At 72.9% G+C, this 16,107-nt stretch carries 11 protein-coding genes; 7 read left to right on the forward strand and 4 right to left on the reverse strand.

Annotation, left to right across the window (positions count from 1 at the left end; genetic code table 11):
- The first annotated feature begins 8 nt into the window (after positions 1–8).
- The 7 genes from JGU66_10725 (at position 9) to JGU66_10755 (ending at position 9,484) form a co-directional block, all read left to right on the forward strand.
- Entirely contained in the window at positions 9–521 is a 513-nt protein-coding gene (locus JGU66_10725) for a DUF962 domain-containing protein (protein MBJ6761238.1), read from the forward strand.
- Between the two features lie 103 nt (positions 522–624).
- Positions 625–1,359 (forward strand): 16S rRNA (uracil(1498)-N(3))-methyltransferase, encoded by a 735-nt coding sequence (locus JGU66_10730; GenBank protein MBJ6761239.1) that lies wholly within the window; start codon positions 625–627, stop codon positions 1,357–1,359.
- 109 nt (positions 1,360–1,468) lie between these two features.
- Positions 1,469–1,738, forward strand: coding sequence for a GlsB/YeaQ/YmgE family stress response membrane protein (locus tag JGU66_10735; GenBank protein MBJ6761240.1), 270 nt, complete (start codon positions 1,469–1,471; stop codon positions 1,736–1,738).
- 840 nt (positions 1,739–2,578) lie between these two features.
- Complete coding sequence (locus JGU66_10740; protein MBJ6761241.1) at positions 2,579–3,463, forward strand: RDD family protein; 885 nt, start codon at positions 2,579–2,581, stop codon at positions 3,461–3,463.
- Between the two features lie 66 nt (positions 3,464–3,529).
- Positions 3,530–6,550: a FrgA protein gene (locus JGU66_10745; GenBank protein MBJ6761242.1), complete on the forward strand. Its 3,021-nt coding sequence runs from the start codon at positions 3,530–3,532 to the stop codon at positions 6,548–6,550.
- Between the two features lie 22 nt (positions 6,551–6,572).
- On the forward strand, positions 6,573–8,102 hold the full coding sequence (locus JGU66_10750; protein ID MBJ6761243.1) for a HAMP domain-containing histidine kinase: 1,530 nt from the start codon (positions 6,573–6,575) through the stop codon (positions 8,100–8,102).
- Positions 8,099–9,484 carry a sigma-54-dependent Fis family transcriptional regulator gene (locus JGU66_10755; protein MBJ6761244.1) on the forward strand — a complete coding sequence of 462 codons (1,386 nt, stop codon included), beginning with the start codon at positions 8,099–8,101 and terminating at the stop codon, positions 9,482–9,484. Before JGU66_10750 ends, JGU66_10755 begins: the two co-directional genes overlap by 4 nt.
- A 9-nt stretch (positions 9,485–9,493) precedes the next feature.
- Here the strand turns inward: JGU66_10755 and JGU66_10760 are convergent, their stop codons facing one another.
- From JGU66_10760 to JGU66_10775, 4 genes are all read right to left on the reverse strand, one after another.
- Entirely contained in the window at positions 9,494–10,858 is a 1,365-nt protein-coding gene (locus tag JGU66_10760) for a wax ester/triacylglycerol synthase family O-acyltransferase (GenBank protein MBJ6761245.1), read from the reverse strand.
- 51 nt (positions 10,859–10,909) lie between these two features.
- Positions 10,910–11,908, reverse strand: coding sequence for a class I SAM-dependent methyltransferase (locus tag JGU66_10765; GenBank protein ID MBJ6761246.1), 999 nt, complete (start codon positions 11,906–11,908; stop codon positions 10,910–10,912).
- 157 nt (positions 11,909–12,065) lie between these two features.
- Positions 12,066–12,860, reverse strand: a complete 795-nt coding sequence (locus JGU66_10770; GenBank protein ID MBJ6761247.1) for an ATP-binding cassette domain-containing protein — start codon at positions 12,858–12,860, stop codon at positions 12,066–12,068.
- 125 nt (positions 12,861–12,985) lie between these two features.
- Positions 12,986–16,066, reverse strand: a complete 3,081-nt coding sequence (locus JGU66_10775; GenBank protein MBJ6761248.1) for an aminotransferase class I/II-fold pyridoxal phosphate-dependent enzyme — start codon at positions 16,064–16,066, stop codon at positions 12,986–12,988.
- Positions 16,067–16,107: the final 41 nt, after the last annotated feature.

Genomic DNA, 16,107 nt, shown 5'->3' on the forward strand with positions numbered 1-16,107 from the left:
ACCTCGCCATGACCTTCGCTGACAAGCTGCGCGCCTGGATGCCCCTGCACGAGAACGGCGTGAGCCGCGCCGCGCACTTCGTGGGCACGTATCTGTTCATCTTTTCGCTGTGCGTTCCGCTCGCGTGGGTGACTCTGCCGGGCGGCCTGGGCCTCACGGCCGCGCACGCGCTCGTGGCGGCGGTGGTGCTCTACGCGCTGACGCTGGAGTGGACCGCGGGCCTGCTCATGGCGCCGCTGCTGGTGCCCACGCTCCTGGCCGCCCTCGCGGTGGCGAGCCTGCCCACGGGCGTGGCGGCGGGCGTGGCCCTGGGCGTGATGGTGGCGCGCTTCGCGCTGGTGGTGGGCGCGCACGTCGTCTTCGAGAAGAAGACGCATGGCCTGTCCCTGGGCGGCCCGCTGCTGTTCTTCATCGAGCCCGTGTACCTGCTGACGCTCGTCCTCTTCGGAATGGGCTTCAAGCGCGAGCTGCACGCGCGGGCCACCTCGGTCGGGAGCGCCGCGCCCAGCGTCGCCGTGTAGTTCCCGTGTCGTTCCGAGGCGGTTCCGGGGACGCGCCGCGACGGGAGGCTGGCGCGCGGCGGCGTCCTGCTGAATCCTGCGGCCCTTCCAGGAGCCCGCCGCCGTGGTCCGCCTCTTCGTCCCGCTGCCTCAGCCCATCCCCTCCGAGGTGACGCTCACCACCGAGCGCCGCCACTACCTCGTCCACGTCCTGCGGCTGGAAGCGGGCGACGCGCTGGAGGTGTTCGATGGGCAGGGCCGCGCCTGCGACGCGCGCGTGGTGGAGCTGACGCCGGAGCACGTGCGGCTCTCGCTCGGCGAGGCCCGCGTGACGCCGCCCCGGCGCGAGGTGGCCGTGGTGCAGGGGTTGCCCAAGGGCGACAAGCTCGAGTGGGTGCTCCAGAAGGGCACCGAGCTGGGCGCCTCCGCGTTCTGGCCCGTGGACACCGCGCGCAGCGTGGTGAAGCTGGAGCCCAAGCGGGCCATGGAGCGCACGGGCCGCTGGATGAAGATTGTCGAGGAGGCCGCGCGCCAGTGCCGTCGCAATGACGTGCCGCCCGTCCACACGCCTCGGCCGCTGTCCGAGGCCGTGCAGGCGCTCACGCCGGGCACCGTGGTGTTGGTGCTGGATGAAGAAGAGTCCGCGGTTCCCCTGGGCGAGGCCTTCCGCGCCGCCGGCCCGGGCACGCCCGTGGCGCTGGTGGTGGGGCCCGAGGGAGGGCTTGCTCGCGAGGAGGTGTCCGCGCTGTGGGCGCTCGGCGCTCGGCCCGTCACGCTGGGAGCGCGCATCCTGCGCACGGAGACCGCCGCGCTGGCCGCCTTGGCGGTGATGATGCACCTGGACGGCGAACTCGGATGACGGCCGAGGAGCCAAGCGCTCCTCCCTCCCCGGTTCTCACGTCCGAGTTGGGATTCCTACGTTTCTCCCATCCGGGGCCGCGCGCGGTCCCACCACAGGAGAACCACTCATGGGGATCATCGCGTTCATCATCATCGGTCTCATCGCGGGCCTCATTGCCCGAGCCATCCTCCCCGGGCGGCAGAGCATGGGGGTCATCGCCACCACCCTGCTGGGCATGGTCGGCTCGCTGGTGGGTGGGCTCATCGGCTCCCTCTTCGAGCGCAACGGGAAGCTCTTCGAGCTGAAGACCTCGGGCATCATCATGTCCATCGTCGGAGCCATCATCGTGCTGCTCATCGTGCAGTCGGCAAGCAAGCACCGACGCGTCCACGCCTAGGGCGCGAGGGTGACGAGCCCCTGACGGTTCCCCGGGCGAGGGGCCTCGGGGGCTTGTACTTTTCTTGCTCCCCGCGCTGGGACGGCCTTTCATGGCGGCCGCTGCCTGCATCGCCGGGAGGAAACGTTGTCCAAGTGCTTGAAGTGCGGAGCCACGCTGCCGCCCGAGGGAGATTGCACCGCTTGCGCCACGACGCTGCGTGACGCGCCCGTGCCGGCCGTCCCCAGCCTGCTCAACCGGGACATCCACATCGACCGCCGCTCGCCCGAGCGCGCCGCGACTCCCAACGCCGTGCCGGCCTTCTCCGACCTCGCGCGCAGCCCGGTGACGCCGCCCGGGATGACTCCCGCGGTCCGCCCGTCCGCGCCTCGCGCCGCGCCGCAGGCGCCCGCGCCCCGCGTCGCGGTGCCCCAGCAGCCGCCCGTTCCTCGCGTGGCCGCGCAGCCGCCCGCTCCGGGAAGCGTCCCGGCCCCGCCTCGCATGGCCGCCCCCGCCGCCCCGGGGAGTGTCCCCGCGCAGCCCGCCGCCCCGCGCATGGCCCCGCCCGCGCAGCCGCGCATGGCCGCGCCCCATCCCGCCGTTCCGAGCGGTGTTCCCGCGCAGCCCGGCGTTCCGGGTGGAGTCCCCGCGCAGCCCGCCGCTCCGCGCGTGGCCGTTCCTCCTCAGCAGCCCGCGATGGCTCGGCCGGCCGCCCCCGTGGCCCCACAGCAGCAGCCGGTGCCGCGCGCCGCCGCGCCCCAGATGGCCCCTCCGGCCCAGGCGCCCGTGGCCGCGCCGCGCGCCGTGGCGCCTCCGCCCGCCGTTGCTCCGATGGCACCGCCGCCGGCCGTCGCGCCGATGATGGCTCCGCCGGCCGTTGCCCCGGTCGCCCCGCCTCGGGCCGCTCCCGTGGCGATGTCCCACGCGCTGCCCGGTGTCGCCGCGCCGCGCGCGCCCGCCCCGGACTACGAGCTGCCCCTGACGGGCTCTCCGATGACGCCCGCCTACGGGACCCCGCCGGTGCACCGCGCCTCAGCACCCGCGCCGACCGAGACGGATCCGCTCTTCCTGGACGTGCTGGGTTCCACGCCAGCCCCGGATCTCTTGCCACAGATGGATGACCTCCCGATGGAGGCCCCTGCTCACGCCGAGCCTCCCGCGGTGGAGCTGGCGCCCGCCCCCATCTCCGAGCCGCCCGCCATCGCCCGTCCCCAGGGCCCGCTGCCGGGGGTCGCGCTGAAGCCGCGCGTGCCCACGACTCCGGGCGTCGAGGAAGTGCACGCTCGGCCGGCCTCCCTGTGGCGCCGGGTGCTGTCCTTCAGCGTGGACACCGCGGCGATTGGCGCCGTGGCGGCTGCCTACATCACGCTCGCGTCGTCGGTGGCGGGCGTGAAGGCGCCGCACCAGGCGGGCCTCACGGGGCTGGACGCGTTCGTCGCGTGGCTGCGCGCGCTGCACACCGTGCTCTTGCCGGGCATGGTGCTGATGCTCGTGCTGGCCACCGCCTACTGCGCGGTGGCGGCCATCTTGTGGAACGGGCGGACGCTCGGACGGTTGCTGCTGGGGCTTCGGCTGGTGGACACGCACGGCCTGGCCCCCGCGCCGGGACGCGCCATTCTCCGTGCCATGCTGGCCAGCCTGTCCTTCTTCCTGTTCCTCGGCGGATTCTGGATGGCGCTGTTTGATCGCCGCGGACAGACGCTGCATGACAAGCTGACGTCCACCTTCGTCGTCCAACCGAGCTGAGCAACGACTCGCTGAGTAACGACTCATTGTTCCTTGCGGCCGCGGCCGTAAGATGCCGCGCCCTTCATGCCAGCCCGCCTCGCCCAGCTTCTCGTCTCGCGCACCCTGCTCACCCAAGAGAAGGCCGCGGAGGTCCTGCGTCAGCAACAGGCGCAAGGGGGCCATGTCGACACGGCGCTGCTGGAGCGCGGGATGGGCGAGCAGGATGTGCTCGCGCTGCTCGGTGAGGTCTCGGGCGTCAAGCCGGTGAACCTGATCGACTTCGAGCCGAACCCGGACGTCGCGTCCTTCATCCCGCCGAAGATCGCCGAGCGGCTGTGCGTGGTGCCGCTGTCGCTGGATGGCAACACGCTGCACGTCGCCTGTGGCTATCCGGTGCCGAAGAAGGAGCTGGAGGAAGTCGGGTTCCTGCTCGGCAAGCCGCTGGAGCTGTGGGTCGCCATCGAGCTGCGCGTCCGCGAGTGGATCTCCGTCATCTACCGGCAGCCGCTCGCGCCTCGGTTCTCGCAGCTCTCCGCGATGGTGGATCCAGAGCGGCAGGGCATGCCGCCGCCTCCACCTCCCGAGGCACACGAGGACTCGCTCACCGTGGACATGGTGGAGCAGTTGGCGCGCTCGGTGGCGCAGGAGCCCGTGCCCACCGAGGCTCGCCCCGCGCCCGCCGCCGTCCCGCCGCCCGCGTTCGTGCGCGAGCCGCTGCGCCTCAACAGCCCGCCGCCTCCGCCGCCGCCCGAGGCCAGCACGGTGCCGCCGCCCGCCTTCGTGCGAGCGCCGCTCCGGCTGAACATGCCGAGCGATGCCGCACCCGCGAAGCCGGCGACTCCGCCCGCCACGGGGACCGCGCCGTCGCAGCCCGCGCGCGCGCAGCAGGGACAGCCCGCCGCGAAGCCCGCGACCGCACCGACGGGGCCTTCGACCGCACCAGCACCGCAGGGCGCGCCTGGGCCGCAAGGACCTGCGTCCACGCAAGGCACGTCCTTGGCGCCCAGGGCGGCTTCCGCACCGGGCACGACCTCGTCGCAGGGGACTTCGTCCGCGCAGGCGTCGCCAGGCCCGATGGCCTCGCAGCAGGGCGCCTCGCACGGGACTTCCACCACGCAGGGGCAGAACGCAGCGGCTCCCGCGAAGGCTCCGCAGGCGGCTTCGTCCGCGCAGGCAAAGCCGAGCGCAGCACAGGGCGTCGCAGCGCCGGGAGGGGCACCTTCCGCCTCGCCCGCGCCGCAGCAGCCGCTGGCTCCGCCGAGCGGAACCACGGGGGCATCGCCTCAGGGGAACCGTCCTCCCGCGCCGCCCCAGGCTCCGCGCCCCGCCGAGCCCCCGCAGGTGTGGCCTCCGTCTCCAGCGCCCACCAGCCCCCCGACGATGCGCTTCGCGGCCATCGCGACGCCCGGTCGCAACGACCCTCCCGCGCCTCCGCCGCGCACCGAGCCGTCGTTCCTCGTCTTCAGCAACCCCGCTACCCCGAAGCCCGCGCGCGGGCCCGAGGGCGCCCCGTCGCGTCCCGCCGCGCAGCCGCCCTCCGGACAGGACGTCCCGGACTGGACGCTGGCTCAGGCGCGCGCCGCGCTGAAGGACGCGTCCAAGGACCGTGACAAGCTGATGGACGTGGCGCTGCGCTTCGGCCGCCGCACGTTCGACTACGTCTCCGCCTTCGCCGTCATGCGCGGCGCGGGCGTGGGCTGGGATGCCCGCGGTGAGGGCATGCTCGGCGAGCCGCTCCACCAGGTGTCCATCCCGCTCGACGCGAGCAGCGTCTTCCGCACCGTGGCCGTCACGCGCGGCAGCTACGCGGGCCCCCTGCCCCCGGACGCGCTCACCAAGCACTACCTGGAGCTCTTCGGTCGGCAGGCGCCGCGCACCGTGTTCCTGTACCCGGTCGAGGTGAAGGGCCGGCTGGTGGCCATCCTCTACGGCGACTGCGGACAGAAGCCCATCAGCCAGCGCCGCCTGTCCGACTACATCCTGTTCTGCCAGGACCTGCCCGCCGCCTTCCAGGAGCTCATCCTCTTCCGCAAGCAGCGCGTGTCCGAGCTGCGCGGCAACGAGCCCACCGACTTCTCCATCGACGAGGACGTGCCACCCGGCGCGAGCCTCCAGCCCGCTCCCGCGCCCGCCATGGCGGCCGGCCTGGGATGGAGCCCGTTCTTCGGACGCGGCGCCGCGGGCAACCTGGGCCGCGCCGCCACCGTGCCGCCTCGGGTGATGTCACAGGAGGAGCGCCCGCCTCCGGACTTCACGCCGCTGCTCCGTCGCCTCACCGGCCCGGACGCCGCCCAGCGCTCCAGCGCGATGGCGGAGCTGGCGCGCTCGCCCGAGGCCAGCGCTCGCGTGCTGGCCCAGCACTTCCCCGGTCCCACCGCGTGGAGCCGACTCCCCGTGGTCGAGTTGCCCGAGGCCGACGAGCTGGGCCCGATTCCCGGTGCCCTCTCCCGCCTGGGCCGCTCGGCCGCGCAGGCCCTGTCGCCGCTGCTGGACTCGAACGACGCGGACACGCGCTACTTCGCGCTGCTCACCGCGGGCAGCCTGCCCTTCGTCGAGCTGGTGGACGGCGTGCTGCGCGGCCTGTTCGACCTGGAGCCGGACATCTCCAGCGCCGCGCGCGTGGCCGCCGCCGCGCTCAAGCACCTGCCGCGCCTGGACGTGGCCCTGCGCGACCTGCGCCAGGAGCTGACGAATCGAGACCCACTGCGCCGCTCGCTGGCCGCGCGCGCGCTGGGCGCCCTGCATGACCGCGAGTCCATCGAGGGCCTCATCAACCTCACGGGCAGCGACGACGCCATGTGCGCGCAGGCCGCCGCCGAGGCCCTGCGCGAGGTGACGCGCGCCACGCTCGGACTCCAGCCGCGCCAGTGGACGGCGTGGTGGGCGGAGAACCGCAGCCGTCGCCGCGCGGACTGGCTCATCGCGGCGCTGCGACACCGCGAGCTGGACGTGCGCCTCGCCGCCATCGAGGAGCTGAGCCGCGCGCTCAACGACACGCTGGGCTTCTACGCGGACTCGCCCGAGGCCGAGCGCGAGCAGGCCGTGCGTCGCTGGGAAGCCGCCGCCGTGGACCTGGCCAACGCCCGCCGCCTGGGAATGCTCTGACCCAAGGGGACGTCCGCACGCCATGACGAGCGCGATGTGGCTCAGTCTGGTGGCGTGCGCGGGGCTGGTGGCCCTCGCGGGGCTCTCGCTCGCGCGCGTGGGGCGCGGCGTCCTGGCCCTCCCGCTGTCGCTGCTGTGCATCTGCCTGTCGACGTGGGACTTCGCATCCTTTGCACTGGTGCGCTCGGGGGAGTCCGACTGGCGGCTGGTGGGCGCGCTCGCCGCGCTGATGATGCTGCCCAGCGCGCTCCACTTCATCCTCGCCTTCGTGGGCCGCCGCAAGCGCTCGGCCTGGGCCATGTACGGCGCCTACGCGGTGATGGGGCTGGTGGGCTTCGCGCTGCTGGCGAGCCCGAGCACTCCGGCCCTGGCCGTGTGGCGCACCCCGTCTCGCCTCGCCCTGCTGATGGGCGCGCTGGCGCTGCCGGTGCTCGCCGCGGGCTTCTGGCTGCTGGGCGCGCACCTGCTCCGCGCTCGGCAGGCCGAGGAGCGGGCTCGCGCGGGGCTCGTGCTGTTGGGGCTCGCGCTGACCGTGGCCCTGCTGCTCACGGACTTCGCGGCGGACCTGGGCCTGCGCACGCCGAGGCTGGGAAGCCTGGGCACCCTGCTGGGCCTGCCGGTGATGGCCACGGTGGCGCTGCGCTTCCGACTCTTCGGCGAGGACGAGGGCGCCCGTGCCGCGCTGTCCGCGGGCGTGCTGGCGCTGCTGGGCGTGCTCGCCTACCTCGCGGTCTTCTGGCTCTTCGCCGGCGAGGCGGGCCCGTTGGTCATCGGCACCACCACCATCACCTTCGCGATGCTCGCGGCGGCTCGGCGCGGCGTCACCGCCTTCGTCACCCAGCGCGAGCGATGGGAGCGACTGGCCACGCTCGGGCGCTTCTCCGCGCAGATGGCCCATGACCTGCGCAACCCCATCGCCGCGATGAAGGGCGCCGCGCAGTACCTCAAGGAGGAGCACGCGCGCGGCCAACCCTGGGACGCGCACGGCGACTTCCTGGACCTGCTGCTGGAGCAGGTGGAGCGGCTGGACGGCGTGGTGGGCACGTACCAGCGGCTGGCGCGCGTGGAGCCGCTCATGCGCCCCCTGGACCTGCACCGACTGGTGGACAGCGTGCTGTCCCTCCAGGCCTTCGCCAACCCCGGGAAGGTGGTGCTGGTGCGCGCCCTGGCCCCGACGACGCATCCGCTCGCGGGAGACGAGGACCTGCTGACCCACGCGCTGGAGAACCTGGTGCGCAACGCGTTCGAGGCGATGCCCTCGGGCGGCACCCTCACCGTGCGCACCACCGTGGACGCGGGCGGCGTGACGCTCGCGGTGGAGGACACCGGCGAGGGCATGGACGCGCGCACGCGGGAGCGGGCCTTCGACGAGTTCTTCACCACCAAGGCCTCGGGCAGCGGCCTGGGCCTGGCCTTCGTGCGGCGCGTGGTGGAGGCGCACGGCGGCTCGGTGACGCTGACGAGCAACGAGGGGCGTGGCACGATTCTGAGCCTTCACCTGCCGACGTCCTCCGCGTCACCGGCCCGGCAGCCCCACGGAGATGCCGCGTGAACGAGCCGTTGAAGGGCCAGGTCCTGCTGGTGGATGACGACGCGGCCGTGGCCAAGGTGCTGGGCGCGCTGCTCGCGCAGGCCGGGCTGACGCCGCACGTGGTGACGAGCGCGGCCGAGGCGCTCACGTGCCTGGCTCGCCGCCCCATCGACGTGGTCATCAGCGACGTGCGCATGCCGGGCATGAACGGCATGGAGCTGCTCACCGAGGTGGCGAAGGGCTGGCCCGACGTGCCCGTCATCCTGCTGACCGCGCACGGCACGGTGCCGCTGGCCGTGGAGGCGATGCGAGCCGGCGCCGCCGACTTCATGCTCAAGCCGTTCGACCGGGAGGAGATCCTCTTCACGGTGCGCAAGGCGCTGGTGGGCGCGAACAGCGAGGCGCCGCGCGCGCCCCTGAAGTCCCGGAGCGCGTTCGTCGGCCAGGGCCCAGCGCTCTCCCAAGCCCTGGCGCTGCTGGCGAAGGCGGCCACGGGCACTGCCACCGTGCTGGTGCGCGGTGAGTCCGGCACCGGCAAGGAGCTGGCCGCGCGCGCGGTCCACGAGAACAGCCCCCGGCGAGAAGGCCCCTTCGTGAAGCTGCACTGCGCGGCCCTGCCGGACACACTGCTGGAGAGCGAGCTGTTCGGCTACGAGAAAGGAGCCTTCACCGGCGCCGCCACGCGCAAGCCCGGTCGCGTGGAGCTGGCCCACGGCGGAACGCTCTTCCTCGACGAGATTGGCGACATCTCCCCCGCCGTGCAGGTGAAGCTCTTGCGCGTGCTCCAGGAGCGCGAGTTCGAGCGGCTCGGGGGAACGCAGACGGTCAAGGTGGACGTGCGCTTCGTGGCGGCCACGCACCGACCGCTCGAGGAGATGGTCCGGCGCGGTGAGTTCCGCGAGGACCTCTTCTATCGCCTCAACGTGGTGCCGGTGTGGCTGCCGCCCCTGCGCGAGCGGCCCGAGGACCTGGAGGCGCTCGCCCTGCACTTCCTGGACGTGCACGCGAAGGCCAACGGTCGCCCGCCCTTCACGCTCACCCCGGACGGGCTGGCCACGCTCCAGGCCCAACCGTGGCCCGGCAACGTGCGTCAGCTCCAGAACTTCATGGAGCGCCTGGTGGTGCTCTCCGACGGGCCTCAGCTCACCGGCGCGGACGTGGCGCGCGAGCTAGGACGGCAGCCCGGCCTCGCCGCCGTACCCGTCGCGCCCGCGCCCGCGCTGGAGGCATCTCCCATGGGCGTGGAAGCCGGCACGCTGGAGTCACGGCGCAAGGACACCGAGCGACACGCCATGGAGGACGCCCTCAAGCGCGCGGGTGACAACCGCACGTTGGCGGCGCGGCTGCTCGGCATCAGCCGGCGCACGCTCTACAACAAGCTGGAGGAACACGGCCTGATGTGAGGCGAGGCGCTACGCGCACGCGGCGTCGAGCGCGTCCAGCTCCGCATGGAAGGCCGCGAGGAGCAACGCGGGCTCGGGCACACGCGACGCATCCGCCGCCACGCCCACCGTCACCTGCCCCGCGTAGCTGAAGAGACTCACGCCCAACCCCACGTGGCCCGCCTGCGGCACCCAGAACGTCAGGCCCTCCAAGCGGGTGCCCGCCAGCGACACGGGCTCTCTGGGGCCGGGCACGTTGGTGGCCACCAGCGAGGCCTTCGTCCCCATGACATCCACCACCCACCGCTCCACCGCGGCCGGCGTGTGCCCGAGGAACTCCAGCGCGCCGAAGGTGAGCACCGCCTCGGGAGACCGCTTGAGGGCCTCCATGCGACGGGCCAGCTCGCGCACGCGCCGCCGGGGCTCCTCGATGTGCACGGGCAGGCGCAGGAAGACGACGCCGAAGCGATTGCCCAGCGCTCGCGGCACGGGCTCGTCCAAGGGACGCAGGTTCACCGGCACCAGCACGTGCACGTCCTCGGCGGGAGCGTCGCGCGATTCCAGATAGCGCCGCAGCGCGCCGGCCAGCGCCGCCAGGAGCACGTCGTTCACCGTGCCCTCCAGCGCGCGCCCCAGCGCCTTCACCCGAGCCAGCGGGATGGGCGCGGACCACGCGGCGCGCTTCTCCTCACCGAGCGGCCCCCGCAGCGGCGAGGGCGGATCCGCCGGCATCACCAGGAGCTTGCCCAGCGCCGCGGCGCCCAGCGCGCCCTCGCGCATCAGGTCTCCGGCGAGGATGGGCTCCTGCACCCACTGCACGCCCTTGCGCAGCGCCGCGCGCGCCGTCCCCGCCACGTTCATCGCGCCGAGCGCCAGGCGCATCCACCCCGGCGTCTCCGCGCGCCGAGGCTCTGGGACAGGCACGTCCACCTCGGCCCCATCCGTGAGCGACAGCAGCACCCGCGCCAGCGCGATGCCATCCGCCATGCAGTGGTGCAGCCGGGCCAGCAGCACATCGCCCCCGTTCGCGCCCTCCACCACGTGCAGGTGCCACAGCGGCCGGGAGCGCTCCAGCGGCACGCTCATCCAGTGCCCCACCAGCGCCTCCAGCGCGGCGCGGTCACCGGGCGCGGCCACCTCCACGGAGGTCACATGGGCGTCCAGGTCCAGGTCGTCCACGTCCACCCAGTGCGGTGCACCGGGGCGCCCGGTCTCCACGCGCTGGCGGAAGCGTGGGTAGCGCTCGACCAACCGCTCGCGCACGGCGTCTCGCAGGCGATGCCGGTCCAGCCGCCCCTCGAACCAGAGCACCGCGGTGATCATCATCAGGTTGGCGGGCTCCTCCATCTGGAGCCACGCCGCGTCCGCGCTCGCCATCCGCTCTCGGGCCGACATGGCGTCCTTCTCGCCCGCAACCGGCCCGCGGAGCAAGGTCCGCGCGGAGGTTCAAAGAAACCGCCAGCGCCACGTGCGGACATCCGACGGGTCTGGCAGCTCCAGCTCGAAGGAGAGCATCTCGAAGCGCTCGTACTCGCGCGGGTCCACGCGCAGGAGCGTCATGCCCGTGTGGTTGCGCCCGCGCAGCGGCGACACCGTGAAGGACAGCTCCGCGTCGAAGGCCACTTTGTAGAAGAGGCACAGGCCATCCACGCGCCCGCTCTCCACCACGGGCCGCTCGTAGCGCACGACGCTGGGCAGGCCGTCCACGGCCATGGTCTCCAGGTCGAAGGCGAAGGACGGCTCGGGCTCGCACAGGAGGTGCTCCACCTCGTACGAGCGCACCAGCCGCGTGAAGTACGAGGGGCTCATCGCCTCGCGCAGCGACTGCAGGCAGCGGTAGTCCACGCTGGGGAAGCGCTGGCTCCAGATGAACGGGATGCAGGCCTCGTCGCGAAGCTGCACCGGCTCCACGAACACCTCGAAGCGATTGGGCAGGATGCGCCCACCTGGCCGCAGCAGGCGCGAGCGCAGGTCGAGCATCCGCGGCACCATGCCCGCGTCGAACAGCGCATCCCCCAGCAGCTCGTGCAGGAGCACGTCCGCGCGCTCCTGCGACTGGAAGCGACGGGGCGGCTCGCGCACGAAGTCGATGTGGTCCAGCCCGTTGCGCCGCGCCACCCACTGCGTGGTGTCCAGGAGCCGCGAGTCATCCACCGCGTACAGCTTGCGCGGGTGGCGCGAGGCGGCCAGGAACGTGCGCAGGCCCGTGCCCGTGCACACGTCCACCACCACCTGTCCGGTGCGCACGTAGCGCTCGATGGCCAGGCGCCACACCTCCACGCGCTCGGGGTCCGCGAGCATCGAGTCCTGGGGCGCGGGGCTCGACAGGTTGAAGCTCTCCGGAACGACGTTGCGCCGCTGGAGCTGAGACACCAGGGGCAGGTGGCTCAGCCGCGAGCGAAAATCCAGCAGTGCCTGGCGTGGCAGATCGAGCAGGTTCGGCATGACGTACCCCGAGGGCCGTGCTGGGCCCGCAGCTCGCGGGACGGGAGTCACCGCGCTTCCTCTCGACGATTCCGCACGATGCGGGCGCGATGGGTCCACTGCGTTCACGCCTCGCGCGCGGGGACTGTCCCGACGTGAACAGGCCCGCCCGGAACGTTCAGTGGGAAGCAGTCGAGTCCGCGGGGGCGTGCCGCGCGCGGCGCTCCAACCAGTCATGCAGGAAGGCGCGCACCGCGGGGTGACGGGACTGGCGGAACACGTCCGGCGGAGCGTGCTCCACGATGCGGCCTTCGTGCAGCAAGGCCAGGTGGTCCCCCACCTCGAAAGCGGTGGCCACATCCGGCGTGATGACGAGCGAGGTGGCGTGGAGCTGCTGCTTCGCCATGACCATGACGTCCACCACCGAGCGCGTCTTGAGCGGATCCAACCCCGCGGTGGGGTCGTCGTAGAGCAGCACCGACGGCTCCAGCACCATGGCGCGAGCGAACGCCGCGCGCTTGAGCATGCCGCCCGACAGCTCCCCCGGGTACTGGTCCGCCGCGGCCTCCAGGTCCACCATCACCAGCGCGCGCCGCACGCGCTCGCGCACCTGACGCTCGGGCAGACGCGCCCGCTCGCGCAGCGGGAAGGCGACGTTGTCGAAGACGGTGAGCGAGTCGAACAGCGCCCCGCCCTGGAAGAGGATGCCCAGCTTGCGCCGCACCCGGTCCAGGTCCACCACGCCCAGTCGAGACAGGTCCTCGCCCGCCACGCGCACGGTGCCCCGGTCCGGCTGGAGCAGCCCGTCGATGAGCTTCATCAACACCGTCTTACCGGAACCGGACACCCCGAGGAGTACACAGGTGGTGCCCTCGGGAACGACGAGGCTCACGCCCGCGAGCACCGACTGGTCACCAAACGACTTGTGCACATCCAGGAGCTCGATCGCCGGCCGTCGTCCGGGCTCGCCCATCGCGCATCCCCCCGTATGGCCCGGCAGCCTTCGCACGCGCCGGTGCCGGGGGAGCAGTGTGCCGCGCGTCGCGTCCGCGCGGCAGTGGTCCGAGGGGCTCGCTCCGTGTCAGCCAGACACCATCGTCAGCGCGAGCGCACCATCATCCCGAACGCACGCAGGCGATCCCTCGCGCGCAGGAGCTTGGCCATGGGAATGGAGAACACCGCGCGCACGCGCTCGGGGTCCCCGCACCACGCGCCGCCGTTGAGCACCACGCGCGTGTGCGTGTAGACGATGCGCGGCAGGTTCTCCGGCGTGAGGCGCTCCCCGTCCACCTCGCGCCCCAGCCACGCCGTCACGCGCGGCGCGAGGAACAGGCCGCCCACCTCGGCGGACTCAGCGAGCCCTGAGTCCGGCAGCACCTCCGCCAGCAGCGCGCGCTTCTCCGCCAGCTCGCGGCGCATCTTCCCCAGGAAGTCGCGCAGGGCGCGGTGTCGCGCCGCGTACAGGAGCTGTCCCTCGGGGCTGCGCGCATAGGCCGCGTAGAGGTACGCCGCCGCGCGCGCGGTGGGCAGGTGCAGCGCACCCGGTCCGCTGTCGCGCAGCGCTTGAGCGAGCGCCCGGTCCCTCGTGGCCAGCCAGCCCACGCGCAGCCCGCCCGCGGCGAACTCCTTGGACAGTCCGCCCAGGATGACCGTGCGCGCGCCCACGCCCGGCACCGCGCCCTCCAACGTGACGGGGCTGTGCACCGTCTCGGCGGTGGGGTTGGTGAGGTGCACCAGGCCGAAGATTTCGTCGGACACCAGCAGGCACCGCTGCTCCACCACGTACGTGGCCAGGGCCACCAGCTCCTGATGCGTCAGGTACGTGCCCGCGGGGTTGGAGGGCTGGGACACCACCACCGCATCGGGAGAACCCGCGCCCCGGCGCGCGAGCAGCGAGGCGAGCGTCCCCAGCTCCACCTCGCATCCCGCCGCGACAAACGTGGGCGGCAGGACGCCGTAGCAAGGCGTGGCCAGGAACACGCGGGGCGCGCGACCCAACCGCTGGCGCAGCGCCACACCGAGGTGATGCACGAGCGGCCACACGCCCGGAGCCAGCACCAGCTCATCCGGCGAATAGCGCGCGCCGCGCGTCTCCAAGAGGAACGACGTGAGCGCCTCGGCCAGGCCCGTCTGCGTGCCCGCGGCGGGCGGAGCGACACTGGCCGCGACGAGCCCCTCCACCAGCGGCGGCGGCAACGGGCCCTCGTTCTCGCCGTAGTCCAGCCGCACCAGCTCCGGATCCTCCTCGCGGAAGATGCGGGGCAGGAAGGCGGGGAACGTGGACAGGTGCGCGATGCGCTTCGAGCGCGGCAGCGGCACCTCGGGCTTCGGGCGCGGCGCGGGCGGCGCGGGCTCGGCGAAGGCGAGGCGGAAGGCGAGCAGCTCCGCGAAGGTGCGCTCGTAGAACCACTGCGCCAGCGTGCTGATGCGCGAGTACGTCACCTCCGCGGCCACCTCCAGGTCGGCGCGCAGGGGCTCGGGCACGGGCAACAGCAGCGTCAGCTCCAGGTCCGGCCACACTGCGTTCTTGATGAGGCCATAGAGGACCACCAGGTTGGGCGCGGGCACCTCGCGGGCGAGGAACTCGAACAGCGTGCGCGGCTCCACGCCGCCGGTGATGTTGAAGAAGGCGCTCTCGTCCAGCACCACCCAGATGCCACGCCGCGCGGCCTCCGCGACGATGTCGCGCAGCACGGCCAGGTTGGTGCGCTCGCCGGGCTCCACCGTGAGGAACACCGCCTTCACGTCGAACGCGGTCAGCAAACGCTGAATTTCTCCCAGCGACGTGTGCGTCACCGTGGCGCGCACGCCCGCCTTGTCCAGCGCGCGGGCGTAGAGCGGGTGCAGGCTGCGAGACACGAGCACCTCGTCGCCCGGATCGCACATGGACAAGAGGAGCGAGTACACCGCCTGCTCACGCTCGGGCGCGACGAACAGCGCGTCCTCGGCCAGTCGGAGGCCGAAGTAGCGATCCAGGTAGCGCGACACCAGGCGGCGGAACGGCGCGTCGCCCGCCTCGTGCGCGTACGGCAGCTCCGGCGTTCGCGCCAACCGCCCCGCCAGCGACGCCGCGAACCCGAGCTGCTCGGCGGACGCCGCCCCCAGGTCCAGCTCCTCCTGGAGCGAGGCGATGTCCAGCTTCCGCAAGGACGCACGCAGCGCCAGCGTCTCGCGAGGAAGGGCGAGGTTCGCCTCCCAGACGGCCACCTCGTGCCAGATGGGATTGCCCGCCTGCAGCCACCCGAGCGCGGTGGCGGCGCGCAGCGGCTCGGGGCTGTGGGCCTCCATGAAGAACTCGAACTCGCGTCCGGTGCGCTGCTCCAGCGCCACCAGCGGGCGGATGTCCGTGTCCGCCGCCTGCATCACCCGGCGCGCCACGCTCACATGGGTGGCGAAGCCTCGGCGCGTGAACATGCGCTCGATGATGGCGCGGCCCGGCCGGCCCGCGAGGTTCAGCAGCAGCCGGCCACCCGGCGCCAGTCGCTCCGGCGCCTCGTCCAACAGGCGCGCGATGAGGCCCAGGCCGAAGTGGTCCTCGTAGACGTTCTGGAGCGTGCAGTAATTGGAGAGGTCGTAGAGCGCCTGCTCATCCGCCTGGGACAGCTCCAGCTCCGCGGGGAGTCCCTCGCCGCGCAGCACCTGCGGGATGCATCCGACGATGAAGTCCCACGAGGGCGTCTCGGGCAGGCCACGCAACAGGTCGCTCTCGCCAAAGGACAGGCGCGACACGAGCTGCTCATCACCGTTGAGCCACGCGTTGCACAACCCGACCACCGGCGCGTGCGGGTTGAGGTCCATGCCATGGATGCGAGAGAGCCCGGTGAACTTCGCCAGCGCCAGGCAGATCCACCCCGAGCCCGAGCCCACCTCCACCAGCCGCTTTCCCGCGTACTCGTCCAGCGGCACCTTCAAGAGCCCTTCGAGGAAGGTGAAGGCCCACGCCTCGGGCGCGAAGATGGAGGGCAACAGGAACAGCTCCAGCCGCTCCTGCGACGCGCCCACCGCCACCACCACCTGCTCCAGGCGCAGCGGGGCGTTCTCGGGCTTGCCTCGTGCCAGCTCCGCCAGCGCGCGCAGCTCCGTCAGGGCCTGGCCGCGCCGCTCGGGTTGGCGCAGGTCCTCGGCGAGGGCTCGCAGCTGTTGGAAGGCTTCGCGGGGGGTCGCGGGATAGGTCGCCATGGCGCGGCGGACTGTCCCGATCGCCCCGCTCCCTGTCAACG

It is taken from the genome of Myxococcaceae bacterium JPH2, from assembly GCA_016458225.1.
Lineage (GTDB): Bacteria > Myxococcota > Myxococcia > Myxococcales > Myxococcaceae > Citreicoccus.